The 22,053-nt window shown below is 57.6% G+C and carries 29 protein-coding genes; 18 read left to right on the forward strand and 11 right to left on the reverse strand.

The features are described 5' to 3' along the window. Positions 1-7: 7 nt before the first annotated feature. The 5 genes from ABIT76_00280 to ABIT76_00300 all read right to left on the reverse strand — a co-directional run bounded on the left by ABIT76_00280 (position 8) and on the right by ABIT76_00300 (position 3,602). Positions 8-742, reverse strand: a complete 735-nt coding sequence (locus ABIT76_00280) for a sigma-70 family RNA polymerase sigma factor (protein ID MEO7931570.1) — start codon at positions 740-742, stop codon at positions 8-10. Between the two features lie 65 nt (positions 743-807). Beyond that, positions 808-1,515: a C4-type zinc ribbon domain-containing protein gene (locus tag ABIT76_00285; GenBank protein MEO7931571.1), complete on the reverse strand. Its 708-nt coding sequence runs from the start codon at positions 1,513-1,515 to the stop codon at positions 808-810. Positions 1,516-1,561: 46 nt separating this feature from the next. Next, on the reverse strand, positions 1,562-2,683 hold the full coding sequence (locus tag ABIT76_00290) for a glycoside hydrolase family 3 N-terminal domain-containing protein (GenBank protein ID MEO7931572.1): 1,122 nt from the start codon (positions 2,681-2,683) through the stop codon (positions 1,562-1,564). A gap of 69 nt (positions 2,684-2,752) precedes the next feature. After that, a complete protein-coding gene (locus tag ABIT76_00295) occupies positions 2,753-3,118 on the reverse strand; it encodes a hypothetical protein (protein ID MEO7931573.1) in 366 nt (121 codons plus the stop codon). A 1-nt stretch (position 3,119) separates the two neighbouring features. Beyond that, positions 3,120-3,602, reverse strand: coding sequence for a Panacea domain-containing protein (locus ABIT76_00300; protein MEO7931574.1), 483 nt, complete (start codon positions 3,600-3,602; stop codon positions 3,120-3,122). A gap of 197 nt (positions 3,603-3,799) precedes the next feature. Between ABIT76_00300 and ABIT76_00305 the strand changes: the two genes are divergently transcribed. Beyond that, the gene (locus ABIT76_00305) at positions 3,800-4,177 is read left to right on the forward strand and encodes a VOC family protein (protein MEO7931575.1); all 378 of its coding nucleotides are present in this window, start codon (positions 3,800-3,802) and stop codon (positions 4,175-4,177) included. Positions 4,178-4,215: 38 nt separating this feature from the next. Continuing rightward, the gene (locus ABIT76_00310) at positions 4,216-4,707 is read left to right on the forward strand and encodes an LURP-one-related family protein (GenBank protein MEO7931576.1); all 492 of its coding nucleotides are present in this window, start codon (positions 4,216-4,218) and stop codon (positions 4,705-4,707) included. A 7-nt stretch (positions 4,708-4,714) separates the two neighbouring features. Here the strand turns inward: ABIT76_00310 and ABIT76_00315 are convergent, their stop codons facing one another. The 3 genes from ABIT76_00315 to ABIT76_00325 are packed head-to-tail and all read right to left on the reverse strand — an operon-like array spanning position 4,715 to position 7,104. Continuing rightward, the gene (locus tag ABIT76_00315) at positions 4,715-5,524 is read right to left on the reverse strand and encodes an FRG domain-containing protein (GenBank protein ID MEO7931577.1); all 810 of its coding nucleotides are present in this window, start codon (positions 5,522-5,524) and stop codon (positions 4,715-4,717) included. Next, on the reverse strand, positions 5,502-6,347 hold the full coding sequence (locus ABIT76_00320) for a hypothetical protein (GenBank protein MEO7931578.1): 846 nt from the start codon (positions 6,345-6,347) through the stop codon (positions 5,502-5,504). Before ABIT76_00320 ends, ABIT76_00315 begins: the two co-directional genes overlap by 23 nt. 16 nt (positions 6,348-6,363) lie before the next feature. Further along, positions 6,364-7,104: a hypothetical protein gene (locus ABIT76_00325; GenBank protein MEO7931579.1), complete on the reverse strand. Its 741-nt coding sequence runs from the start codon at positions 7,102-7,104 to the stop codon at positions 6,364-6,366. A gap of 647 nt (positions 7,105-7,751) precedes the next feature. Between ABIT76_00325 and ABIT76_00330 the strand changes: the two genes are divergently transcribed. Beyond that, positions 7,752-9,563: an SLC13 family permease gene (locus tag ABIT76_00330; GenBank protein ID MEO7931580.1), complete on the forward strand. Its 1,812-nt coding sequence runs from the start codon at positions 7,752-7,754 to the stop codon at positions 9,561-9,563. 16 nt (positions 9,564-9,579) lie between these two features. Then, entirely contained in the window at positions 9,580-9,807 is a 228-nt protein-coding gene (locus ABIT76_00335) for a hypothetical protein (GenBank protein ID MEO7931581.1), read from the forward strand. A 70-nt stretch (positions 9,808-9,877) separates the two neighbouring features. Here ABIT76_00335 and ABIT76_00340 read toward each other — a convergent pair whose 3' ends face one another. From ABIT76_00340 to ABIT76_00350, 3 genes are read right to left on the reverse strand one after another with little or no spacing between them, the layout of a single operon-like run. Continuing rightward, positions 9,878-10,654, reverse strand: coding sequence for a prepilin-type N-terminal cleavage/methylation domain-containing protein (locus tag ABIT76_00340; GenBank protein ID MEO7931582.1), 777 nt, complete (start codon positions 10,652-10,654; stop codon positions 9,878-9,880). A 35-nt stretch (positions 10,655-10,689) separates the two neighbouring features. After that, on the reverse strand, positions 10,690-11,403 hold the full coding sequence (locus ABIT76_00345) for a DUF4956 domain-containing protein (GenBank protein MEO7931583.1): 714 nt from the start codon (positions 11,401-11,403) through the stop codon (positions 10,690-10,692). Then, entirely contained in the window at positions 11,400-12,197 is a 798-nt protein-coding gene (locus ABIT76_00350; protein ID MEO7931584.1) for a polyphosphate polymerase domain-containing protein, read from the reverse strand. The genes ABIT76_00345 and ABIT76_00350 overlap by 4 nt, the downstream gene beginning before the upstream one ends. A gap of 178 nt (positions 12,198-12,375) precedes the next feature. Between ABIT76_00350 and ABIT76_00355 the strand changes: the two genes are divergently transcribed. The 14 genes from ABIT76_00355 to ABIT76_00420 all read left to right on the forward strand — a co-directional run bounded on the left by ABIT76_00355 (position 12,376) and on the right by ABIT76_00420 (position 22,049). Then, positions 12,376-13,581 carry a DUF1343 domain-containing protein gene (locus ABIT76_00355; GenBank protein ID MEO7931585.1) on the forward strand — a complete coding sequence of 402 codons (1,206 nt, stop codon included), beginning with the start codon at positions 12,376-12,378 and terminating at the stop codon, positions 13,579-13,581. A gap of 4 nt (positions 13,582-13,585) precedes the next feature. Further along, positions 13,586-14,152 (forward strand): nicotinate (nicotinamide) nucleotide adenylyltransferase, encoded by a 567-nt coding sequence (nadD, locus tag ABIT76_00360; GenBank protein ID MEO7931586.1) that lies wholly within the window; start codon positions 13,586-13,588, stop codon positions 14,150-14,152. Positions 14,153-14,177: 25 nt separating this feature from the next. Next, complete coding sequence (gene rsfS / locus ABIT76_00365) at positions 14,178-14,519, forward strand: ribosome silencing factor (protein ID MEO7931587.1); 342 nt, start codon at positions 14,178-14,180, stop codon at positions 14,517-14,519. Further along, entirely contained in the window at positions 14,516-14,701 is a 186-nt protein-coding gene (locus ABIT76_00370) for a CPXCG motif-containing cysteine-rich protein (GenBank protein ID MEO7931588.1), read from the forward strand. The genes rsfS and ABIT76_00370 overlap by 4 nt, the downstream gene beginning before the upstream one ends. Before the next feature lie 14 nt (positions 14,702-14,715). Next, positions 14,716-15,567, forward strand: a complete 852-nt coding sequence (locus ABIT76_00375) for a transglutaminase-like domain-containing protein (GenBank protein MEO7931589.1) — start codon at positions 14,716-14,718, stop codon at positions 15,565-15,567. Then, positions 15,564-16,790, forward strand: a complete 1,227-nt coding sequence (locus tag ABIT76_00380; protein MEO7931590.1) for a competence/damage-inducible protein A — start codon at positions 15,564-15,566, stop codon at positions 16,788-16,790. Before ABIT76_00375 ends, ABIT76_00380 begins: the two co-directional genes overlap by 4 nt. A gap of 123 nt (positions 16,791-16,913) precedes the next feature. Then, positions 16,914-17,429: a Crp/Fnr family transcriptional regulator gene (locus tag ABIT76_00385; GenBank protein MEO7931591.1), complete on the forward strand. Its 516-nt coding sequence runs from the start codon at positions 16,914-16,916 to the stop codon at positions 17,427-17,429. Continuing rightward, positions 17,426-18,151 carry a polysaccharide deacetylase family protein gene (locus tag ABIT76_00390; GenBank protein ID MEO7931592.1) on the forward strand — a complete coding sequence of 242 codons (726 nt, stop codon included), beginning with the start codon at positions 17,426-17,428 and terminating at the stop codon, positions 18,149-18,151. Before ABIT76_00385 ends, ABIT76_00390 begins: the two co-directional genes overlap by 4 nt. Positions 18,152-18,246: 95 nt before the next feature. Further along, positions 18,247-18,672 (forward strand): hypothetical protein, encoded by a 426-nt coding sequence (locus ABIT76_00395; protein MEO7931593.1) that lies wholly within the window; start codon positions 18,247-18,249, stop codon positions 18,670-18,672. A gap of 35 nt (positions 18,673-18,707) precedes the next feature. Continuing rightward, positions 18,708-19,688, forward strand: a complete 981-nt coding sequence (locus tag ABIT76_00400) for a hypothetical protein (GenBank protein ID MEO7931594.1) — start codon at positions 18,708-18,710, stop codon at positions 19,686-19,688. A gap of 7 nt (positions 19,689-19,695) precedes the next feature. Then, positions 19,696-20,475 carry a sugar phosphate isomerase/epimerase family protein gene (locus ABIT76_00405; protein ID MEO7931595.1) on the forward strand — a complete coding sequence of 260 codons (780 nt, stop codon included), beginning with the start codon at positions 19,696-19,698 and terminating at the stop codon, positions 20,473-20,475. Positions 20,476-20,527: 52 nt separating this feature from the next. Beyond that, a complete protein-coding gene (locus tag ABIT76_00410) occupies positions 20,528-21,181 on the forward strand; it encodes a DUF1573 domain-containing protein (GenBank protein ID MEO7931596.1) in 654 nt (217 codons plus the stop codon). Next, a complete protein-coding gene (locus ABIT76_00415; protein ID MEO7931597.1) occupies positions 21,178-21,594 on the forward strand; it encodes a rhodanese-like domain-containing protein in 417 nt (138 codons plus the stop codon). The genes ABIT76_00410 and ABIT76_00415 overlap by 4 nt, the downstream gene beginning before the upstream one ends. Continuing rightward, a complete protein-coding gene (locus ABIT76_00420) occupies positions 21,576-22,049 on the forward strand; it encodes a MauE/DoxX family redox-associated membrane protein (GenBank protein ID MEO7931598.1) in 474 nt (157 codons plus the stop codon). The genes ABIT76_00415 and ABIT76_00420 overlap by 19 nt, the downstream gene beginning before the upstream one ends. Positions 22,050-22,053: the final 4 nt, after the last annotated feature.

A 22,053-nucleotide genomic window follows, 5' to 3' on the forward strand; every position in this document is an offset into this window, starting at 1 on the left:
AGGCTTTCTACGAGGAAAGAATATTTCGGAGATATTCCAGTTCCTCTGTGATAGCTGACTCGCCCGCTTCGCCAGTCACGGTTTGGGAAATTTCCTCGCGCAGGAGCACCCGGTAGCGTTTCCGCAGCCGATGCACCGCCACGCGGACTGCTTCCTCGGAGATTTTCAGTTTCTCGGCGAGAACGGCATACGGCTGGGCATTTTCCCCGCTGGTGATGGTCAATCGCAGGGTCATGAACAAATCGCCGCGACCCGAGTCGGCATACTCCGCGCACAGCCGCCGCACCACCGTATCGAGCAGCGTCATCGCCCATTGCCGCTCGAACAACCGCTGCGGGGTCATGTGGTCCACCGGCTCGCATTGATAACGATTTTCCGCGCGCTCCGCATCCAGCGAGATCGTGCGCTGAATGGAACGTTTCCCAGCCGTGGCCTTGTCCCATTCGTCGGCCAGATAATGGTTCATCGACGCCAGCAGGAAGGCGCGAAATTTCCCATTCTCCCGCGCCACAGACTTCACCGACTCCAGCCGCAGGAGCCGCTCAAAGAAACCCTGGGTGAGGTCCTCGGCATCCTCCGCACCGTGGCCTCGCCGCCGCACGTAGGCATAGAGCGGATACCAATACGTCTGGCACAACTCGGCCATCGCGACCTGCGCGCGCTCCGTGTCCGAGCGCCCAGCCGTCACCACAGCCGTCCAGCGGGTCGTTACAAAAATATCGGCTCGGTCAGGAGAAGGCATGGGTTTCCACTCCTTTTAGAGGGAAACGCCGGGGAACATTACAGAAATTTCGCGGAAGAGGCGCCCTACTCGCCCGGATAAAGAATGCGTCCGCATTGCTCGCAGGAGGTGAGCACTTTCTGACCGCGCACGGCGTGAACGATTTGTGGCGTCACTTTCATGTGGCAGCCGCCGCAGGTCTCGTGGTCGAGCGTGACCACCGCCGTGCCGAGTTTTTTGACAAAGATGCGGTTGTAAAGATCCAGCAAATCCTCGTCCGGAAACGCCGCCGCCAGAGCTGCGCGCTCCGCCTCGATTGCGCCGATGCGGCCTCCGATGCTAGCCGTGCGCTCCTCCACGGTCTTCGTGCGTTCGGTAGCGATCCGCTTCGCCTCGGCAAATTTCGCGTCGCTGGAAACGAGCGCCGCCTTTTGCTGCTCGATGCCTTCCATAATCTCGATCTCGGTGTCTTCCAGCGCGACGATGTCTTTCTCGTAACGCGCGATCTCATGGCTCAACGCCTGAAATTCCTCGTTCTTGCGCGTCTGAAATTGCTGGTTCTTAAACTTCGCAATCGAGTCGCGCTTGGCCTGCGCGTCGAGCTCCAGCTTCTTCTTGCGAATCTCGAGTTCCTGCAACGTGGCGCGTGCCTTTTCGTGGTCGGCGGTGGCGCGGGCGAGGTCGTCGGCGATGCGTTGTTTTTCCAGCGGACCGCGGGTGAGTTCATCGCGAAAGGCCTTGATTTTCTGGTCGCGATCTTGCAGGACGAGGAGTTGTTCGATCTCAGGTAACATGGGCGGCTAAGATACGGATGGAACTCGAATCAGAAAACCAAAAAACTTAATACACTTCCACCGGCGAGCGTTTGCCATCCTCGGGACTCCGCGTGTCGGCCTCGCCCTTCCCCAGCACATCGACGCGCAACTGCCGCACCTCGTCGTCCAGTTCGGCGTGCGCGCAGAGGCTGAACTCCGTGGGCGGTGCCAGTGTCGTCTGGAAGGCGGCGACGTTTTCCAGTGCGCGGTCGAGCACGGCGCGGTCGAGGGTTTGCAGAATGGTGTGCGCCTCAGCCACCGTCTCCAGCCGGTGACAAATCATGGCCAGATCGTTGCCAGCGGTGAGGGCGCGCCGGATCGTTTCGGCGAGGCCGTATTCGTTCAGAATCGCTCCCATGTCGAGGTCGTCGGTCATGATCAAGCCCGTGAAACCGTGCTCGCGCCGGAGGATTTGCGTGATCGCATTAGCACTCAATGACGCCGGCACGCGTTCCGCGTCGATCGCCGGATACCACGCGTGGCAGATCATCATCGAGTCCACCGTCGGTGCGAAATGACGGAAGATCGCCAGTTCAGTCGCATCCAACTCGGCCCGCGAACGCCCGATCACGGGCAGCTCGTGATGCGCATCCACCGCCGCCGCCGCGTAGCCGGGGAAATGTTTCCCGCAACTCAGAATCCCCGTGCCGCGCAGAGCGGAATTAAACTCGCCCGCCTTCGCGATCACCTCCGCCACCGTACGCCCGTAGCAACGTCCGCGCAGGGAGTTGTCTGCCTCGTCATCGAACGAAATATCCAGCACCGGACAGAGATCGAGATTGAACCCGAAGAGCCGCAGCAGGTCGCCGGTGATCCGACCATGACGCGCAATCAGCCCGAGGTCGTCTTTGTCGCGGAGTTGCACCGCATTGGGCGGCTCGGCCCCGAGCAATTTCAGCCGCGACACCCGCCCGCCCTCCTGGTCGATGGTGATGATTGGCACGTGACCCGCCTCCGCCGCGAGGTCGCGCAGGTCGTCGATCAATTTCCGCAACTGCACCGCCGACTCGATATTGCGACCAAACAAAATATATCCGCCCGGCTGAATCCGCCGAAACACCGCCGCCGTCTCGGCATCGAGCACCGTCCCCGGCACTCCAGTAAGAAGCAATTGACCCAGCGAATTTGCAGCAGCAGAAATACTCATCCGCAGAGCATTACTTCAGGGCTGGAGGTCCATGCAACCCCGCATCACTTCCGCCAACCCGATGATTCCTTACTCCCAATCGAACTGCATCGGTTGTGAGAGGATATTTTCCGCATCCGCCTCCAGAGCCTTGTAATCCTGCCGAGTTAGATCGTCCCGATCTCCTTTGAAATAGGTCTCGAGAAATATAAGATAGAGCGCCTCATCCATTTCTTCGACTCTATAGATCAGCCGATAGCCGCCACTCTTGCCCACATTCAGGCCAGGAGCCCGCAGGCGCATCTTACGAAGCTGATGAAAGCCGGGAATGGCGAGACCATAGTAGGGGTTCAGCCGGAGAGCTTGCAATACAACCGGGCAGCCCTCCAAAACCCGGTGCTTCGACTTCCTTCCCGAATGCCGCACGCGTTTCGTGCAGTGGAACCGGACATCCATGTTACAAGCCTTCCGGATCTTCTTTATGCCCATAGGCAATCAGTTCCGGAGAAAGCTTTTCGCGCATTTCCGCGTAATGCCAGGAAGGCTCCAAGTGGCTCAAATTCGATAATACTGTCGCGCTCTTCCCTCCCAGCTTTTTGCAGATGCTTTCGATCAAAGTCGCCTCTGCACTTTCGAAAACATCCATTTCAGGCTCTCTCTGCGCGTGAACCTTGTTTAGCGTCATACTCCCCACCTTGGCTCGCGTCGTCGTCACGTCACCGCTTTCCAAGAGTTTCTTCAAATGCTTTTCTCCACGGCTTGGCACCGGACCATGTTGGTATTTGATAAACTCCGAATCCGTCACAGGCTCACCGAGGTCTCGGAGCGCTTGGGCATCAATGAAATAGATGAGCTTCCAAAGCTTTGTCGGCCCGAGATCCTTCACCCCGGGATGAGAGGCGAGATGCACAATCAATTCCTCTAACTTTCGTGCGTTCATGACACTCTTCCTTTAACTCCCGCTGCCCGGTCCGTCAATTCCAGCGCAAGGACGAACCGTGAAGGTGAATTCATAGGGCTCCCAAGTAGTCCGTCAAGGCAAGGTGCAAAGCTCTCGCCACGTCGCTGCTTTTCTTGCAAACAGACTCCGCCTCCCACACGTATCCGATTTGCGTCTCCAATAACACCCCTACTCCCATGAAAAACAATCCCGTTGGCTGGTTCGAAATCTACGTGCAAGACCTCCCCCGCGCCCGCGCCTTCTACGAGCGCGTGCTCGGCACCACCCTCAGTCCCCTCCCCACCCCGATGCCGGGGCTGGAAATGGCCGCCTTCCCCATGGACCACACCGAGCCCGGAGCGACCGGCGCCCTCGTCCAGATGGCCGACAAAGACTCCGGCATCGGCGGCACCATCATCTACTTCAAATGCGATGACTGCGCCGTCGAGTCGGCCCGCGTCACTCCCGCCGGAGGACAAGTCGTCCGCGAAAAATTCTCCATCGGCGACTACGGTCACATCGCTCTCGTCACCGACCCCGATGGCAATATGTTCGGGCTGCACTCGATGGAATAGGTTCGCAGCCTCTGCGACTCGTCATTTAGTTTGCTCCCATGCGCTACTTGATGACTCAAAAACTCTTCTGCCTCGGCGACGACTTCACCATCCGCAATGAGGCGGGCGAGGACGTCTATCTCGTCGATGGCAAAGCCTTTAGCTTCGGCGACAAACTCTCTTTCCTCGACATGGCCGGTCGCGAACTCGCCTTCATCCGGCAAAAACTCTTCGCCTGGGGACCCACCTACGAGATTCACCGCGATGGCACGCTCGTTGCCGTGGTGAAGAAAGAAATCTTCACCCTTTTCCGCTGCCGTTTCACCGTCGATGTGGAAGGCCCCGACGATTTGGAGGCGCAAGGCGACTTCATGGATCACGCCTACACCTTCAGTTGCGGATCGAGACAGGTCGCCGAAGTCTCCAAGAAATGGTTCACCCTGCGCGACAGCTACGGCGTCGAGATCGCCGACGAAGCAGACGCCGTCCTCATTCTAGCTAGCACCGTAGTCATCGACATGGTCTGCCACGGGGATCAGAAGGGGCGTTAAATTACATTTAAGAGGCGTATACCTGTAACTCCATTCGAATAGACTTACATAAACCCTGCAAATCTCCGTAGAGACTTTTGCTGTTAAGATTCATTTTTCTCAGCAGAGCAAACAAGTTGTCGTATAGCGTGAATGGAATAATAAACTTAGTTAGATTGATCTCGTTGTAGATTCTCGAGGTAAGTATTTCTTCTATCTTGCTTGCTCGATCTCCTGAAACTAAAAAGCATCCCGATTGCCGGTCTAACCGCTTATTTATTCTTTGCGGCTCTGTAGCCCAAGCGATCTTGTATGAATGCGGATCAACAATGTCGTCGAATACCGTATCTTGTTTCAATTGCAATGATTCTCTCGATTCAAGAAACTTAGCATCGTTATTCTTAATGAAGTCTATAGAGGCATCCATCATTTTTGAGTAATCCAACGCAAAGATAGCCATACTTGAACCTTTATTAGTCTGTAGTTCAGTAGGACTTATTGACTCCATAGCAAAGTAAAGAGCGACGAAAGGGCTTTCAGTAAAATCAATCAAACGGGTCGGTGCACCGTAATGCTGCATGAGTGATAGCCAAGCCAGGCGAGATGTTGGTTCTATATTCTCTCCGTCATAGAGATGGAATTTTGAACGAAAACGTTGAAGCGCGAAATCCTCAAACTGTCTGGCTCTAACGGAAGACCAGTTATCTCCTAAAAGCCTCTCTAATGAAGATTCAAGATTCCAATGCGCTGATGCCTGGCCTCTAAATATATAGGAATTAGGCAGCTCATTCAGCTGGCTGATCACATCTTCGGGGCTAAGTAAATCTATCTGAGTCATGCCTTACCCTTTCATATTCTCCTTGGGCATCGCTTAATACTGTTTTCAAGTCTACAGCCGTCTTTTCATAGACTAATTTTACTGGATCACCTGATAAGTTGATCCTAATCGTGCGCTTGCCGGCTTCTTCTTGTATTCGGGCTGATGCCTTATTGCCTGTTGCAGCTGTGCTTCTCGCCACCTCTTTAACGACCTCAGGATTGAGGTGAGAACCTTGTATAGTCGCCTCACCGTATGTCCCATTTGCCGCATTAAGATACACAGACAATGGCTTCTGAAATAACTCGTCTGCATCGAATGGGTTCGGACCTGTAAACCATGCTGTAAACTTCTTAATAGCATTCGCATCGTTCAGTCGTGAGATAAAGTCACTTGGATCAGGGATCGGATCAACTTTTACATCGACCTCATTTCGCATAATAACATCTGTTTGGCCTAGCAATTTTGCGATCTTGCTGGCTACTTCTGCTGTCGTTCCCGTTAAGTCACTCTCCTTCCGGATTGCTACAATTCCTAGTTGGGCATCATAGATTACTTCTGTGTTAGGACTAGTCTCCGACTCAGTATCTACAAAATCACCCGAGGCGATATCTAATCTGGGAATAGATGTAGGACTATTGCGACCTATCCTGAAAACGCCAGTCAACGCGCTGAACTCTAGTAGATTCGCAATATGCCAGGTATAAGACTTCCTATATGCGGCATACGGCTTCGTCTGTAATGAACTAATAAAAAGATCACTAGTTGTTAGCTCGTCATACAAAAAAGAGGTTTGAGCCGGACGTATAAATTTAGCTCGATAGAGGTGAAATTCGGTAGTCATTTTTATTGTGTGAATCCTAATCCACCAAAGGCCGGTCGGCCTGCAAACCAAACGCTGTCCGCTGGGCGGCGTTTAGGGGGTCGCGGTGGGTGTAAGCTTGGTCGGCGGTGCCTTGGAGGTCGCGTCGCAGCGGGTTGAGCACTTCGAGGATTTCTTTCTTTAACAAGGCGAGGAGGGCGACGGCTTGGGTCTCGGCGTCGCCTTGGGCCCAATTCGCTCCTTGATAGGTGATGCGCAGGGTGTCGAGGGCGGTGATTTCGGCGGGGAGCACGCCTTTCAGTTTATCCTTGGGCGCGGCGCCGCCGGGACCTGCGCTGAGTTGGCCAAAGGCGTAGGCGGCGAGGTCGAGGAGTTCCTGGGTGCTGTGGCTGGAGATGGCTTCGCCGATGCCGTAGGCTTTGCGCTCGGCGCTGCCGCTGGCGTGGGTGCGGCGGGCGCCTTTCAGGATGGGGTCGAGGGCGTGAACGATGGCGGTGCGGGCGGTTTCCTCCTCGGCGGTGCGGGTGAGTTTGCCGGTGCGGAGTTCTTTGATGCGGGCTTTGTAGCCGGTGCAGACGCCGAGCGAGGCGGTGAGGAGGGCTTGGTCAGCGGCGCTCCACTCGCGGATGTCGAGCGCGGCGGCGATGTCGGGCTTGGCGGCCTCTTGCCCGCAATCGTCGGCGAGGGTGATGTCGTCTTCGAGGCTTTGGCTGATGAATCCGCGAGGGCCGCGGGTGGTGGCTGGGGCGGGCGTTGGAGTTGGAGTGGTATCGGACATAATGATGTGTTGGTTGGTGTTGTTGGAGTGGTTTGGACAGGAGTTAGGCGGAAATGAGGTGAATTAGTCTTCCATCGACGAAAATTAGGCCGAATCGACTCGGATTAGCGTGGCAGCGACGACAGTTATGGCTCCAACGCCGGCAACTATCGCTCCAGCGACGTGCGTTATCGTTGCAGCGACGCGTGCTATGGTTCCGGCTACGCCGGTTATCGATCCAGCGACCGGGAATAGCGCGGCATCGGCTCGGCTGGAGGTGAAAGCGGGTCGCGTTGGGCGGGAAGCGTTGCCCATCTGGCTGAAAGCGGGTCGCGTCGAAATGGTGGCGAGTCGTTTCCAACTGGCCGCCGCCAGCGTCGTCCAAGGTCGGTGAGCCGCGCCCAATCTGCGGTGCCGCAGGATGAGTGAAGTCCGGCACGACAACGACGCAGGCGCTTCCATTCGCCCGCGAGTGGAGTGTTTTGCAGGGGAATGGTCAAGAAACAAAGGTCATTTCCCGAAAAAATAAATCAAAAGGCGCAGCGTGACGTTGTGGAGAGGCGCGAGGCCATGCGCATTCGTGTCGCGGCCATCCTCCGGGTCGGAGACATGCGGGACCGGGGATTTCCGTCTTTCCAAGGGTCGGGGTTCCGTTCTTTGATGAGCCCATGTTACTGGCGCTGCTTCCTTTTACCTTTCAGATGGGTCTGGTCCTGGGGCTGTTGCTGCTGGCGGTGGGCTTGTTTTCGCTGGAGAAAATTCCCGTCGATGTGGTGACTCTGTCGATGCTGGTGGTGTTGGTGACGGCCGGAATCCTGACTCCGAGTCAGGCGTTTGCGGGTTTTAGCGACGACATCATTATCATTCTGGCGTCCATATTTGTGATCGGCGGCGCTTTGCAGGAGACGGGTGTGCTCGATGAGATTGGCGGACGTCTGGCGCGCTTCGCGGGGGGTAGCGAGAATCGCCTGCTCCTGATGTTGATGGGGACGGTGAGCGCGATGTCGGCGTTTATGAATAATACGACGGTGACGGCGATGTTTCTGAATCCGACGATCAATGTGGCCCGGCGGACGGGCGTGCCGGCGTCGCGTTTGCTCCTGCCGCTGGCTTTTGCGTCGTTGCTGGGCGGCACGGCGACTTTGATCGGCACTTCGACCAATGTCGCGGTGAGCGGCTACATGCAGCGGGCGGGAATGCGGCCGCTGGGGCTTTTTGAAATCACTCCCGTCGGCCTGGTGCTGATCGCCGTGGGCATCGCCTACATGATGTTGATCGGCAGGCACTTCCTGCCGGTGCGGCAGGCTGGGGAGAATCATTTTACGGAGGATTACAACATTCGCGAATACCTTACGGAGATCGTGGTGATGCCGCATTCGCCGTTGATCGGCCAAGCGATTGGGGACTCCGATCTCGGGGTGTTGAAGTTTACGGTGTTGAAGATTGTGCGCGGCCAGGAGGCGTTTGCACCGAAGCTGGGATTCCGCTTCGAGGAAGGCGACATCATTCTCGTCGAGGGTCAGGTGAGCAATCTCCTGAAAGTGAAAACCATCGAGGGCATCGAGATTCGGAGCGATCTGAAGCTGGGAGATCGCGATGTGGAGAGCGAAAATTTCCACATGGCGGAAGTGATTCTAAGTCCGCTCTCCGATCTGCGCGGCAAAACGATCCTGGAAGCCCGTTTCCGCGAACGGTATGAACTGACCGTGCTCGCCTTGTCGCGCATGGGCAAATCGATCCACGAAAACCTCACCGAGATTCGTCTCGAAGTCGGCGACACGCTGCTCGTCCAGGGCGACGCCCAACGAATCGCCAGCATCCGGGGTAACCCGAGTTTCGCTGTGCTCGAGGAAAAGGAACTGGCCCATGTGCAGACTCGGAAGGGTTATCTGGCCCTCGGGATTTTTGGAGCGGCCATCCTCGCTGGAACGATGAATTGGATGCCGCTGTCGATTGCCTTCCTCGCTGCCGCCCTCGCCATGGTTCTCGCGAAATGCGTACCGATCGGGCGTGTTTACCAGTATCTCGACATGAAACTGCTCATCCTGATCGGGGGTATGACTGCCTTTGGCACGGCGATGAAAGCCACCGGCGCCGCCGAGTTTCTCGCGATTCACGTGGTGCATACGCTCGCTCCGCTCGGTGCCTCGGCGGTGTTGGGAGGCTTTCTGTTGCTAACGATTGCCCTCACTCAGCCGATGTCGAACGCCGCCGCGGCCCTCGTCGTCCTGCCGATTGCGCTCGAAACGGCGCAAAAGATGGGGCTGAATCCACGGACTTTTGCCATTGCCATCATGCTGGCGGCGTCCGTGTCGTTGATCACACCGTTCGAACCGTCGTGCATCCTCGTTTACGGGCCCGGACGATATAAATTTTCCGACTTCCTCAAAAACGGCCTCATCCTGACGTTGCTCCTCGCCGTGGTCATCATCCTGTTGCTGCCGGTCTTCTGGCCTTTGAAAATGCCGGGGAGCCTTTGAATTTTACGATGGAAGCATGGCCGCGCAAGAGCACATTGAGTATCACAAGAACGGGACGGTCTGTGCGCGCGGCCAGAAGACGGAGGGTCTGCTGGTGGGATATTGGGAGTGGTTTCGCAAAGATGGAACGAAGAAGCGGTCGGGCCATTTCGAGGATGGTGAACCCGTCGGCGAATGGATTACCTACGATCAGCAGGGCGCGGCGTATAAGGTGACTCAGCGCAAGCCGCCCTCAGCCGGATGAACCTTCGTCGGCGGAGTTATTGAATTCATCCGACGTCCGCACGCCCGAGTGGTGATTTGGTGAGGTGCGCTCAGTTCGGGTCGTCTTCGCCGGTGGCGGTCCAGACGATGTTGGTCTGCGGGTAGAGGAGACGGGCGGTCTCGTCCATGATGTCGTCGGCCTGGACGGATTCGGTGTGGCCATCGACGAAGAGCAGGACGCCTTTGCCAGAGTAACGCTCGACGAAGGCGCGTCCGTTGGCCTTGGGGCGTCCGTCGTATTTGGGGGCGGCTTTGGTGGCGGCTTTCTCGCCTTTGAGGCCGCGTTCGAGGAAGATGACGGTGCGGGAGGGTTTGGCGATCTTGTTGGCGAGCACGGGGTCTTTGACTCCGGTGAGGGGGTCTTTGCGCTGGAGGCGGGAGTTCATGGCGATGGCAAAGAGGGGGGCGGTCAATTTGCTGTCGCCATTGGGGTATTTGGCACCGGGGAGGTAGAGGATGTTGTCTTTGTGGTAGAAGCTGGAGGCGCTGCCGAGGTAGTCGCCGACGCCTTTAGTGTTGCTGAGTTTGGGGAGGGCGTTGTACCAGATTTTGGCGTTGATAGGGTCGGCGGCGGCGGTCCAGGTGTCGCCGCCCATGGCGTCTTCCTGGGGTAGTGCGTAGTCGTTTTCGCTGACGAAATGGGAGAAGCTGATGCCGAGCTGGCGGAGGTTGTTGGTGGCGATGGTGTGGTTGGCGCGGGTGCGCATGGTGTTGTAAACCGGCACGGCGATGGCACCGAGGATGAGGAGGATGGCGATGCAGACGACGAGCTCCATGACGGTGAAGGCGCGGCGGGCGGAGGAAAACTGGGCGGGGTGTGTGTGCATAGGGAGGGGGGTGGCGGGTTTGACTAGGTTTCGGACTAGGTTTCGGATTCCAGGACCATGCTTTCGGATTTGTTGGTGGTGAGGAGGACGCGGTTGTTGCCGTTGATTTCCTGCAAGGTGGAAACGAGGGAGCCGGGGGAGATGCCGGGCCGCAGCCGGATGCCGTAGCGGAGTTCGGTCATCATGCCGGCCTGGATGGATTCAATGGAACGCAGCTCGATCTGGTCGAGGGAACGCTCGAAGACAGCAGCAAAAGCGGCGTCGTAGTCGATGTCGTTGGTGACGCGGATGCGCAGTGAATGGGTCGGGCGGACGACGGCAAACCAGTTGTATTTCGACATGAGATACACCGCGGCGCAGATGACGGCTGTGGTGAGGACAGCGACGCCATATTGGCGCGCTCCGACGCCCATGCCCATGGCCATGGCGAAGAAGATGAAGCCGATGTCGCGGGCCTGCGGCACGGCGCAACGGAAGCGGATGATGGAGAAGGCGGCGAACATGCCCACGGCGACGGCGGCGTTTCCCCGAACGACCATGACGATCACAGAAACGACGACGGTGAGGAGGATGAGGGTGTGAACGTAGTCTTGCGAATAGGTGGTGCCGCGGAAGGTGTGGCGGTAGGTAACAGAGATCGTCAGTGCGAGAATAAAGCTGAGCGCCATGGCAAAGACGACCTCCATCGAGGTGGGGATGTCCTGTCCAAGAGCCAGTGCGTCTTGGAAAAATTCGTTGAATTCGTTCATGATAGATTAGGAAGGGAGAGACCCGGTGCCAGCGGTGTGCGGGCCGCGCGCAGGGGCGAGCGTTGCTGTTGCAAAACGGGGTCGCTGGCTTCCAGTGCGCTGCAGTATTTGCTGAAACTCCGCGCCATGCAGCCGTGGCGACCGAGCACAACGCTCAGCCAGTAGGGAACTACGCCCCAGACTTTGACCTCCATGATGGCGTGGTCGTCGTCGAGAATGCGCTGGGTGAAGCGGCGGTCGTCAGGCACGGGTTCCAGTTCATTCATCCGGTAGGTGATGCCGGTGTCGAAGGTCACACGCAAGCCCGTCTCGTCTTCCAGCCCGGCAAAGGCCTGGCGCTCGTAACGCAGCACACAGACGGGGGCGATCTGGCGATTTTGCACCATGGAAACGACCTCTCGCGCCACCTTTTGCTCGCCGTAAGACAGGTTGCAATCGGGCATTTCGCCCCGGCCGATGGCCATTGCGGATTCGAGCGGAAGTTGCGCCCGTCGTTTCACACCGCGTCCCTCGTGCTTGTGTTTCACCTCGATGAAAGTCGTGGGCGGTATGCCGCTGTCCTCGCTGCCATAGACGCGCACGCGCACTTTGCGGCGGCTGCGAAGTCCCTCGTGTTTCTCCCAATAGAAATCCCGCTGGGGAGTGTCGTAGTAGAGCGAGACGATCGGGTAAAAACTGCTGCCGCCCGTCATATCGGGGCGCAAACAGGCGCTCATTTCATCGAGCAAGCGGGATTTTTCCTCTTGCTTGATGAGGAACTTGAGTTCGTAACGGTCGAGTCGTGGGAGGATCATCGAGGAACGTGTTAGTCCTTTTTAGTCCTATAATTTAGGGAGAGTCCATACAAAATATTACAAGATTGTAACTTGACGGCGCGCGCCTGGGCTGCAGCGAGCGAGTCGAATGCAACTCGGATGGAAAACTGGGCCCGGAGAGTTGACCGGGCGGCGGCGTTGCTTTTATCGTCGCGCCATGTGGACGCGCTGTGTTTTCTCGATTTTCCTGGCGCTGGCCGCCCTCGTTTTTCCCGCTCAAGCCGAGGTGATGCTGGGGATCGATGTGCTGGAGGCGAATCATTTCGATCTGTTGCAGGGCCGCCGCGTGGGGCTCGTAACGAATCAGACCGGAGTCAACTCGTCGGGGGTGAAAACGCGGAAGATTCTCAAAAACGCCGACGGCGTGAAGCTGGTAGCATTGTTTACCCCCGAGCACGGGCTCGATGGCACGGAGGGCGCGGGGAAATATATTACCTCGAGGATCGATTCGCTGACCGGACTTCCGGCTTACTCGCTCTATGGGCCGAATCGCAAGCCGTCGCCGGGGATGTTGAAGGGGATCGACACCCTGGTCTTCGACATGCAGGACATTGGCTGCCGGAGTTACACCTATATCTCGACGATGGGGAAATGTATGCAGGCAGCCGCGGAAAATGGGATCGAATTTATCGTGCTCGACCGACCGAATCCGCTCGGTGGCAACCGCGTGGAAGGCCCCGGCATGGAGAAGGAATGGATCTCGTTCATTGGGCAATTTCCCGTGCCGTATGTCCACGGAATGACGACCGGTGAGCTGGCGCAGATGAGCAATGCGCGGGGCTGGATGGGGCCAAAGTGCAGCCTCAAAATTGTGAGAATGCGGGGCTGGAGCCGTTCGATGACTTGGCCCGACACCGGGCTGCGCTGGGTGCAGACGTCGCCGAATGTGCCGCGCGCGATGTCGCCGTTTTACTATGTGCTGACGGGCTTGATCGGGGAGCTGAGCCCGCCGGAGTTGGGGATTAATACGAGTGAGCCGTTCGAGATCATGGCGACGAGCTGGATGAATGGCGGAAGTTTTGCCAGTTACTTGAACAGCCTCGACACGCCGGGGGTGGAGTTTGCGCCGGTGAGCGGGTTTAAGGGTTGTAACGGAGTGCGCATCCGCATCGCGCCGCACACGACGACGGATCTCTGCGCGACTTCGATGTTTATGTTGTCGTATATGAACAAAACGGCAGGGAGCCGGAGTATTTTTGCCCGCACTGGAGGCGAGGCGCTCGATCTTTTCTACAAATCCTGCGGAGGCAAAACCATCCGTCACCAGATCGAAGCGGGCGTGAGTCCGCAAAAGATCGCGGCGGGCTGGGAACCGTATCTGCGGCGATTCCGCAGTGAACGCAGCGCTTATTTGCTCTACTAGCCTCATGAAAATCGGACTCTACGGCGGCACTTTTGATCCCATTCATCACGGCCATTTGATTCTGGCTCGGACGGCGCTGGAAGAAATGGAACTCGACTCGATCATTTTCATTCCCGCAGCGATCTCGCCGCACAAGCTGGAAACCTCCCCCACTCCGTCGGCGATTCGCTGGGAGATGATCCTCGCTTCCATCGACGGCGAGGCGGGAATCCTGGCCGACCCCTACGAGTTGGAGCTCGCCGGGCCGTCCTTCACCTACGACACGGTGCTGCATTACCGGAAGAAATTTCCCGACGCGGAGCTCTTCTACTTCATCGGCTACGACAATCTCGAAAAACTCGACACCTGGCACCGCATCGAGGAGTTGAAATCGCTCGTGACTCTGGTCGTGCTGGATCGCGGCGCGGCGTCGGGCACGATCCCCTTTCCGCAGATCTTCCGCCGCTACGACATCTCGGCCTCGGACATCCGAAACCGGGTTGCCAAGGGACTTTCGATTCGCTATTTAGTAACACCGCCAGTGGACGACCTCATTCGCCGGCATCACCTCTACCAACCCCATTCCCATTAAACTCACCTCCGAAGAACTCGCCCGCATTTGCGCCCGCCTCGCCGCCGATAAAAAAGCTGAGGACCTCGTCGTTCTCGACTTGCGCGGCATCTCGACTTTTACCGATTTCTTTGTCGTTTGCTCGGGCACGGCCGACCCGCATTTGAAGGCTATCGCCGGTTCGATCCGCGAGGGCTTGCGCGATGATTACAATGTAACTCCGCTCGCCGTGGACGGCTATCCGGCGAGCCAGTGGATGATCCTCGATTACATCCAGGTGATTGTGCACATTTTCCACGAGTCGAAGCGCGATTTCTACGACCTCGAGACGCTCTGGAACGACGCGCCTCGCCTCAAAATCGACGAGCCCGAACCAACGGTGCTATGAACCTGCTCGTCGAAACGGAGATCACGTGTCCGTTTTGTTTCGAGTCGTTTTTCACCATGGTCGATACGTCCCAGGGCGACGTGGATATGATCGAGGATTGCACGGTTTGCTGTCGTCCGATGCGACTCGTGATTGCCTGTCAGCCGGGCGAAGTGGAGAGTGTGGAAATCGAACCCGGCTAGACTTTTTCCCTCCCATGTTTGAACAACGCGACGCCCTTATTCGACTGCTCCGCGACGACGATCCAGCCACGGTCGATCTGATTAAGGAGCAACTCACGACGAGCGGTCCGGCGATTCTCGGCGACCTGCGCGATTTGCTGGAGTCGGATGATGAAAAAGTCTCGCTGCATGTGAGCGAGATGATTGCGGAAATCGAGAAGCAACAGGCCTGCGGCGAGTTTGCTTCTTTTTGCCGACATTTCGACGAAGCCAATGGCATCGAACCCGCCGCTTGGCTGCTCTCGGCCGCGATGATTCCTGGATTCGACTCCAAGTCGTATCGGGCCAAGCTGGATAGCTGGGGCCGTCAGGTGCGGCTCCTACTGGAAAGCGCCATTTCCGACCGCGAGCGCGTGGAAATTCTTAGTAAATTCATGTCGGAGCACCTCTCGTTTCGCGGCAATGCGGACGACTATTACAATCCGAGAAACAGCTTTTTGCCGACGGTAATCGACACGCGCTCCGGCATCCCGATCACGCTGAGTGTGCTCTATATGTTAGTCGCCCAGCGCGCCGGGATGTTAGTCGAAGGCGTCAATCTTCCGGGGCACTTTATCGCGCGGCATCGCGAGGTTTTTTTCGATCCATTTCACCAGGGAAAAATCCTTTCGCTGGCCGATTGCCGAGAGATTCTCGACCGGCAAAATCTGGAGATCGAGCCGTCGCATTTCGCCACCGCGACGAACCTGCACATTTTGGTGAGGATATTGGCGAATCTGCTCTTCATCTACGAGCGGCAGAACGACATCGACATGCAGACGCGCATCCTCGACTGGCTGGCCGCGCTCGACCGCAAGTCGGGGCGCAAATACCCCGGCGCGGAATGATCGCCGAGGTCATTAACACCGGCTCGGAGCTTCTGCTCGGCCAGGTGGTGAACACGCATCTCGCCTTCCTCGGCGAGAAACTTTTCGGCCTCGGCTTCCGCATCGAACGTCAACTAGCCATTCCCGACGGCGACGCGATTCGGCACAGTCTGGAGGAAGCATTTGCACGACGACCGGATGCAGTTTTTGTCACCGGCGGGCTCGGCCCGACGACGGATGATATTACCCGCGATTTGTTAGCAGAAATGTTAGGAGCGGAGTTAGTTCGCAATGACGAAATTATGGGAATGATCCAGCGGCGTTTTGAGCGGCGCGCCATTCCCATGACGGAGCGTATCGCCCTGCAAGCGCTCGTGCCGGTCGGCGTGTATCCGATCCTGAACGACTGGGGCACGGCGCCCGGCCTCCATCTGCCCGCATCGGAACGCAACCCGCATGTGTTTTTTCTGCCGGGCCCGCCACGCGAGTTAAAGCCGATGTTCAACGAGCGAGTCGCACCTATATTGCGCGAGCTTTTTCCCAGTGAAAATCAAAACGTCTGCCGCATCCATCGCATCGTCGGAATGGGCGAATCGATGGTTGAGCAAAAGGTCGGCCCGCAGTTGCTGTCCCTGAATGGACTCGAACTCGGCTACTGCGCCCGCTCGGGCGAGGTCGATGTGAGATTGGTCGGTGCCGCCGAGGTCGTCGAGGCCGCCAATCGGATCATTGAAATGGAACTCGGGTCTAACATTTACGCTCACGACGACGGCACGATGGAGCAGACCGTGGTGGAACTCCTCCGCGCGAAAAAACAAAGCGTGGCCACCGCCGAATCCTGCACCGGCGGATTCCTGGCGCATCGTCTCACCAACGTGCCAGGCGCCTCGGAAATCTTCGGCGCGGGTTACGTGACTTACGCGAACGAAATCAAAGCCGCCACGCTCGGAATCGACTTCCAATTGATTCTGGACCACGGCGCGGTCAGCGAACCCGTCGCCGCCGCGATGGCCGCCGGAGCACGCCAGGTTTCGGGAAGTGATTTCGCTTTGTCCACTACCGGCATCGCCGGACCCGGCGGCGGCTCGGAAGCGAAGCCGGTCGGGACGGTTTTCATCGGCCTCGCCGACGCGAATGGAGTGGAAGTCACGCGTCACTTTTTCCCGACGGACCGGGAGACGTTTAAGTTTCTCGTCACCCAGACCGCGCTGAATTTGTTGCGCGAGCGTTTGCTTCTGGGCTAACGCGGCGAGCGCGAAAAAGTTTCAGAGCCAAGGACAACCTGCGGCTGGTTTCTGCCAAAAGAAGGGGAGCCTAAATGCGTGCGGCGGAGTTAAGTTAGTATTCTCCCCCAATAGAATACTCCCATGACCTCCCCCGATTCAGTGTTCCTAATGCTGCCTGCGCTCAGCACGTTATCGCTCGCCACCAAAGAGGCGGCGCGCCGTTTCGCAATGAGGACCCGGTTCAAAAAAGGGGAAATCATTTTTCGTGAAAACGAGGGCGCGGACCGGTTCTATATCATTGAAAACGGCTACATCGATCTGGGGTATTTTGGACCGGGAGAAGATCAGCTCATCGAAACGCTGGGACCGGGCGAGGTGTTGGGATATTCCTGGATGTTTGAGCCATATCGATGGCAGTCGGACGCAAAAGCGGCGTCGGACGTGGAGGCGATTTTTTGCTACGCGACTCCGCTGAGAGCTCTTTGCGAGAACGATCCGCAGATGGGCTGGGAGCTGACGACTTGGTGTGCCGCGATTTTGCAGAAACGCCTGCGGCATCTGAAGGTCGGTTTCGCTCCTGTGAGGAACTGTCACCAGGAAGTTTGCAGCCAAGATCCCTGGCCATGGATGGAGGGCGAACCGGTGTCGCTCCAATGAAAATCCCGCTGGCACTGCTGGCCAGCTTTCTCCTTTCCAACGGATTTTACCTAACGGTTTTGCCGCTGGCGCAACGTGTTCCCCGGGAGCCAGCGGTGGTGCAAGAAATCGAGCGCGGCCCACGCGGGTTGCATGAGTTGGCGCTGACTTTCGATGCGGGAGGTGAAGATGCGGGGTTCGCGGATTTGCTGGAGGCTCTGGGCCGGGTGCGTTGCACGTTTTTCCTGACCGGCCAATGGATGCAGGCGCATCCGGACCATGTCGCCGCATTGCTGAGGGCTGGCCATGAACTGGCGAATCACACTTGGAACCATCGCGATCTAACTCAATTGAAAGACGAGGAGATTCGCTCCGAGATTTTGCGAACGGGCATGGCCTTAAACGCGGTTGCAAAACCGCAGACGCTCCATCTCTGGCGCGCGCCTTACGGTGCAAGGAATGCGCGGGTTTTAAGCATCGCGCACCAACTCGGTTACATCTCGATCTACTGGACATTCGATAGTCTGGATTCGGTCGATCCGCCGAAATCTTCGGACTATCTCATTGCCCGAATCACGCATCTAACAGACGCGAAACTAAGCGGTGCCATCCTGCTGATGCATGTGGGAGAACCTTCCACTGTCCTGGCTGTGCCAGCCATCCTGAGCGATCTGCAGCGGCGCGGACTGGTGCCCGTGACGGTCTCCGTATTACTGGCCGGTCAAAAATTCCATCCGGGTTAGAGAGGGCAATCTACGCCCAGTTTTAGACAACCGAGGGTGAGCCTATTTTTCAAAGGGGACGATCCTAGAAACAGGAGGTGCCTCTAACTCCGGCCATGCATGCGCACGATCTCGCGAACTATTATGAAACTCCGGCTGTGCGCGACCGCATCGGCGAATTTCTCGGTGGCAAACCTCCGACCGCTGCGTTCCTCATTGCTGGCGATGCCGCTCAGTTTGGAAAGACACCGCGCCCGGTCTCCGATTTATCGGCCTGCCTGCAACAGGGAATGGAAATCGCTCGTTCGCTGTGGGACACGGATTCACTGATTGCGCATCTCGACATCGAGTATGTGAATTTCGATTTCCCAGCTCAGGTTTATCTGCATCAGGAGCGTGCTTTTTTTATCCAAGCTCCGGTCATCGCGGCGGTGGATCGTTTGCTGGCGGCCAGCCACATTCAGCCTTGCACATCCTTAGTGGACGCGGCCATCATTACTCGTGGAGAATCCTCCGGAACTCGCCTGTTTTCTCCCAGCTGATCGATGTCGGAGGCATCGTTTCCCCACCGCAGCATGTGAGAAAATTTTCGGCCGAGTGCGAGTCGATTCCGCGGCATTTGAAGAGCGCCTTCGCCGGGCTGGGGCTCGTCATGGAAGGCTTGGCGCATATGATCAAAGATGAATCTGCGAGGGAATGTGCCCTGCCCGTGGAACTCACCGCTCTCGAAGTCGGCCCCGGCGAACATGGCCGCGAGATGGTCTCCATTGATATCTCGGAATATGGCGATCCGCTCGTCAGTCGCACGATTCGCACGCCCTTTAGTGTTTACTGGAAGCCGTGGCAGCAGCCTTGGTTGTTTGAACCGGAAACCTTGGAAGCCATGCGCCCGTTTTTCTTTATTCCAGTGCGAGGCAATCCTCTCGGGGAACAACTCCAGACCATGCGAAATATCGAGGCGACTCAAAAGCTGGCGGAAGAAACGGCGACGTTCATTCCTGAGCAAAGCGTCGGCATGGAGCATCTGGTAGAGAGTTATCTCGGCTCCGAGGTGAGGCGTTTCCACGACTGGTATTATTCCCACATTCCTCATCCGGCGGAAATGTGGGCACAGACATACGATTTTTTTCCACTCGATGCTGTGCCCGCCTGTGTGCGCCTGGTCCTCACCCAGCCCAACGATCTGCTCCTGCGCCCTTGGGGAATGCGGCTGGTCGTGCGCACCCTGCTCGCCCTCGGCTGGCACCCGCGGCACATTGCGGGATTGATCACTTCCAAGTTTGCTCGAGACCACGGCTGGGCCGACTTATGGACCAACTACGACCCAGCGATGCGGGCCGATTTTTACACGCGGCTTTTTGCGGGTCTTTTCATGGTGCGGCATGATGATATGGTCGATTTCAATTGCCAGTCGACCAAGGAGGAAAAGGGCTGCCCCGTGACTGACTGTCCGGCAAATCTCGCGCACTTTCGACAATCCGCACTAACCAGGAGGAACTATGGCTACATGGCCCATCGGCCTTTCAACAGGCTCATTTCATCACATCAGCATCTTTGATTGCCTCGTGCCAATCCGCGAAAGCGGTTTCAGCATGATCGAAGTCTGCTTTTCACCCGAGCATCTGGATTATCACAATCACGAACTCGTCCATCGCGCCGCCGCCCGGATCGACGAGCTAGGCATGGAGGCCTACTCGTTTCACGCTCCTTTCGCGAACCACATCGATCTCTCCACCTTCGACAAAGGCGACCGCCAGCGCGCGCTCGATGAGATCTTTTGCGCCATCGAAGCCGCGGCCATTCTCCAGGTTCACTATTTCGTCATTCACCCCGGACCCGAGTCCGCCGGCATCCCGGATAATCAGGAGCGCTATGACCGCATGATGCACACCGTAGAGGCCCTGAACCAAGTCGCCGAGCGGTGCCGTTCGGTGGGAATCGGCTGTTTGCTGGAAAACAAATTGCCGCATCTTCTTTTTGGAAACACCAGCGACGTCCTTTGGATTCTCGATGCGCTGGAAGGTATTAACATCGGAGCCTGCCTCGACACGGGACACGCCGCACTTTCAGGCGACTTGCAGTCCGTTCTGCACAAGCTGGCGGGGCATCTGAAAATGGTTCACGCCCATGACAACCATGGCCATTGCGACGATCATTTACCGCCCGGAGATGGCCGCTTGGATTGGGAAATGATTCTGCACTCACTGGATACTGGAAACTTCCGGGGCGGCATCATCTTGGAACTCGCCTCTGGTGCGGATGTGGCAGCCACGCTCGCGAGTGCCAGGAGGGGACGCACTTTTCTGCGCCGCATCGCGCGTCGTCACGTCCTGGCCCGCCCCTGATCAACACAGCGCGACGATGGACTTGCCTTTCACCCTGCGCTAATTGTCCTGCGTGAAACGTCTCCTCATTTTCCTTTCACTCCTCCTTTTGCCCGCGTTTTCGGCGTTCGCCGGGCTCACCTGGACCACGACGAGCGTGAAGATCGACGCGCAGGTCGGCGACAAAACGGCGACCGGCGTTTTTCCATTTAAGAACGACTCGAAGAAAAGCGTAGCCATCACCGAGACGAAAACCTCCTGCGGCTGCACCACGGCGAAGCTCGACAAAAAGACTTATGCGCCCGGTGAATCGGGGCAGATCACGGCCCATTTCGACATCGGTAGCCGGGTCGGCGCGCAGCAGAAAACGATCACGGTGACGACCGACGACCCCAAGGAAAAGCCAGTCGAATTGGAGCTCAATGTGGAGATTCCCGATCCGGTGGAAACGTCGGCGGCGCTGCTCATTTGGAAGGTGGGCGCGACTCCCGAAGCGCAGATTTTTAGTGTGAAAGCGAAGCCCGGCTACAAGATCAAAGTGACGGATGTGCGTTGCTCGAATGCGTTTTTCACAGCCAAGCTCGACTCGGCGAAAGAGGGCGCGGCCTACAATATCGCGGTGACTCCGGTGAAGACGGACGCGAAGGCGTTTGGCCTGCTCATCGTGACGACCGACAGCCCGGCGGACAATCCGCGCGTGGTCTATTCGCAGCTCCAGGTGCAGTGAAAAATTCCCCCTGGCTGCAGGCGCTGGCCATCGTGTTGCTGGCGGCTTTGCCCGCGTTGACGGCGGCGGTTTTTCATCCGAAACGCCCCGCCTGGTCGCGGGAAACGCTGGCGAAAGATGAAGTCACGCTAGCGTCGGCACAGGCGACTTCCAATGTGATCTGGGTCGATGCGCGGTCGGACGCGGCCTATGCGCGGGAGCACATTCCGGGGGCGATTTCGCTGAACGAGGAACGCTGGAATCTGCTGCCGCTGGCGGTCCAGTTTCAGCCGGAGCAGACGATCGTGGTGTATTGCGATTCGCTCGAGTGCAATGCGAGTCACCAAGTGGCGGCGAGATTGCGGAAGGAACTCGGCGCGGAGAAAGTGTTCGTTTTGAAAGGAGGCTGGCAATCATGGAAGACGAAAAAGTAGGGACGAGTTCCATCGAAATCGGACTGCGCTGGCTGCTTGGCGGGCTCTTCGTTTTCGCGGGCGTGCTGAAGGCGCTCGACCCAGCGACGTTCGCCGACGACATCGCAAATTACCAGCTTCTGCCCTGGACGGGTGCGGTCGCCGGGGCGTTTTATCTGCCGTGGCTGGAGATTTTTTCCGGCGTCGCGCTGGTCAGCGGCGTGTGGAAGTCGGGCGCGATTCGCATCCTACTTTTGCTGATGCTGGCGTTTTTGCAGGCGCTCTTTGCGGCATGGCTGCGCGGGTTGAATATCCATTGCGGCTGCTTCGGCCAGGCGCTGGCGACCTCGAATTACGCGCTGCTGTTTCTCCGCGATGCCGCCATTCTCGCCGGCCTGCTCTGGCTGCTCTGGGCCGAATGGAAACGCCGGATCGCCGAGGAAGCGATTGCCGAAAACGAGCCGAGTCAGATATAATTCA

This window comes from Chthoniobacterales bacterium (assembly GCA_039930045.1).
GTDB lineage: Bacteria > Verrucomicrobiota > Verrucomicrobiia > Chthoniobacterales > DASVRZ01 > DASVRZ01.

Coding starts and splice junctions, on each gene's coding strand:
- ABIT76_00380 (MEO7931590.1), top strand. CDS start 15,564: ATGATCGCCGAGGTCATTAACACCGGCTCGGAGCTTCTGCTCGGCCAG.
- ABIT76_00290 (MEO7931572.1), bottom strand. CDS start 2,683: ATGAGTATTTCTGCTGCTGCAAATTCGCTGGGTCAATTGCTTCTTACT.
- ABIT76_00390 (MEO7931592.1), top strand. CDS start 17,426: ATGAAAATCCCGCTGGCACTGCTGGCCAGCTTTCTCCTTTCCAACGGA.
- ABIT76_00285 (MEO7931571.1), bottom strand. CDS start 1,515: ATGTTACCTGAGATCGAACAACTCCTCGTCCTGCAAGATCGCGACCAG.
- ABIT76_00375 (MEO7931589.1), top strand. CDS start 14,716: ATGTTTGAACAACGCGACGCCCTTATTCGACTGCTCCGCGACGACGAT.
- ABIT76_00335 (MEO7931581.1), top strand. CDS start 9,580: ATGGCCGCGCAAGAGCACATTGAGTATCACAAGAACGGGACGGTCTGT.
- ABIT76_00315 (MEO7931577.1), bottom strand. CDS start 5,524: ATGACTCAGATAGATTTACTTAGCCCCGAAGATGTGATCAGCCAGCTG.
- nadD (MEO7931586.1), top strand. CDS start 13,586: ATGAAAATCGGACTCTACGGCGGCACTTTTGATCCCATTCATCACGGC.
- ABIT76_00420 (MEO7931598.1), top strand. CDS start 21,576: ATGGAAGACGAAAAAGTAGGGACGAGTTCCATCGAAATCGGACTGCGC.
- ABIT76_00280 (MEO7931570.1), bottom strand. CDS start 742: ATGCCTTCTCCTGACCGAGCCGATATTTTTGTAACGACCCGCTGGACG.
- ABIT76_00305 (MEO7931575.1), top strand. CDS start 3,800: ATGAAAAACAATCCCGTTGGCTGGTTCGAAATCTACGTGCAAGACCTC.
- ABIT76_00330 (MEO7931580.1), top strand. CDS start 7,752: ATGTTACTGGCGCTGCTTCCTTTTACCTTTCAGATGGGTCTGGTCCTG.
- ABIT76_00320 (MEO7931578.1), bottom strand. CDS start 6,347: ATGACTACCGAATTTCACCTCTATCGAGCTAAATTTATACGTCCGGCT.
- ABIT76_00300 (MEO7931574.1), bottom strand. CDS start 3,602: ATGAACGCACGAAAGTTAGAGGAATTGATTGTGCATCTCGCCTCTCAT.
- ABIT76_00370 (MEO7931588.1), top strand. CDS start 14,516: ATGAACCTGCTCGTCGAAACGGAGATCACGTGTCCGTTTTGTTTCGAG.
- ABIT76_00325 (MEO7931579.1), bottom strand. CDS start 7,104: ATGTCCGATACCACTCCAACTCCAACGCCCGCCCCAGCCACCACCCGC.
- ABIT76_00340 (MEO7931582.1), bottom strand. CDS start 10,654: ATGCACACACACCCCGCCCAGTTTTCCTCCGCCCGCCGCGCCTTCACC.
- ABIT76_00395 (MEO7931593.1), top strand. CDS start 18,247: ATGCATGCGCACGATCTCGCGAACTATTATGAAACTCCGGCTGTGCGC.
- ABIT76_00345 (MEO7931583.1), bottom strand. CDS start 11,403: ATGAACGAATTCAACGAATTTTTCCAAGACGCACTGGCTCTTGGACAG.
- ABIT76_00355 (MEO7931585.1), top strand. CDS start 12,376: ATGTGGACGCGCTGTGTTTTCTCGATTTTCCTGGCGCTGGCCGCCCTC.
- ABIT76_00350 (MEO7931584.1), bottom strand. CDS start 12,197: ATGATCCTCCCACGACTCGACCGTTACGAACTCAAGTTCCTCATCAAG.
- ABIT76_00295 (MEO7931573.1), bottom strand. CDS start 3,118: ATGGATGTCCGGTTCCACTGCACGAAACGCGTGCGGCATTCGGGAAGG.
- ABIT76_00385 (MEO7931591.1), top strand. CDS start 16,914: ATGACCTCCCCCGATTCAGTGTTCCTAATGCTGCCTGCGCTCAGCACG.
- ABIT76_00310 (MEO7931576.1), top strand. CDS start 4,216: ATGCGCTACTTGATGACTCAAAAACTCTTCTGCCTCGGCGACGACTTC.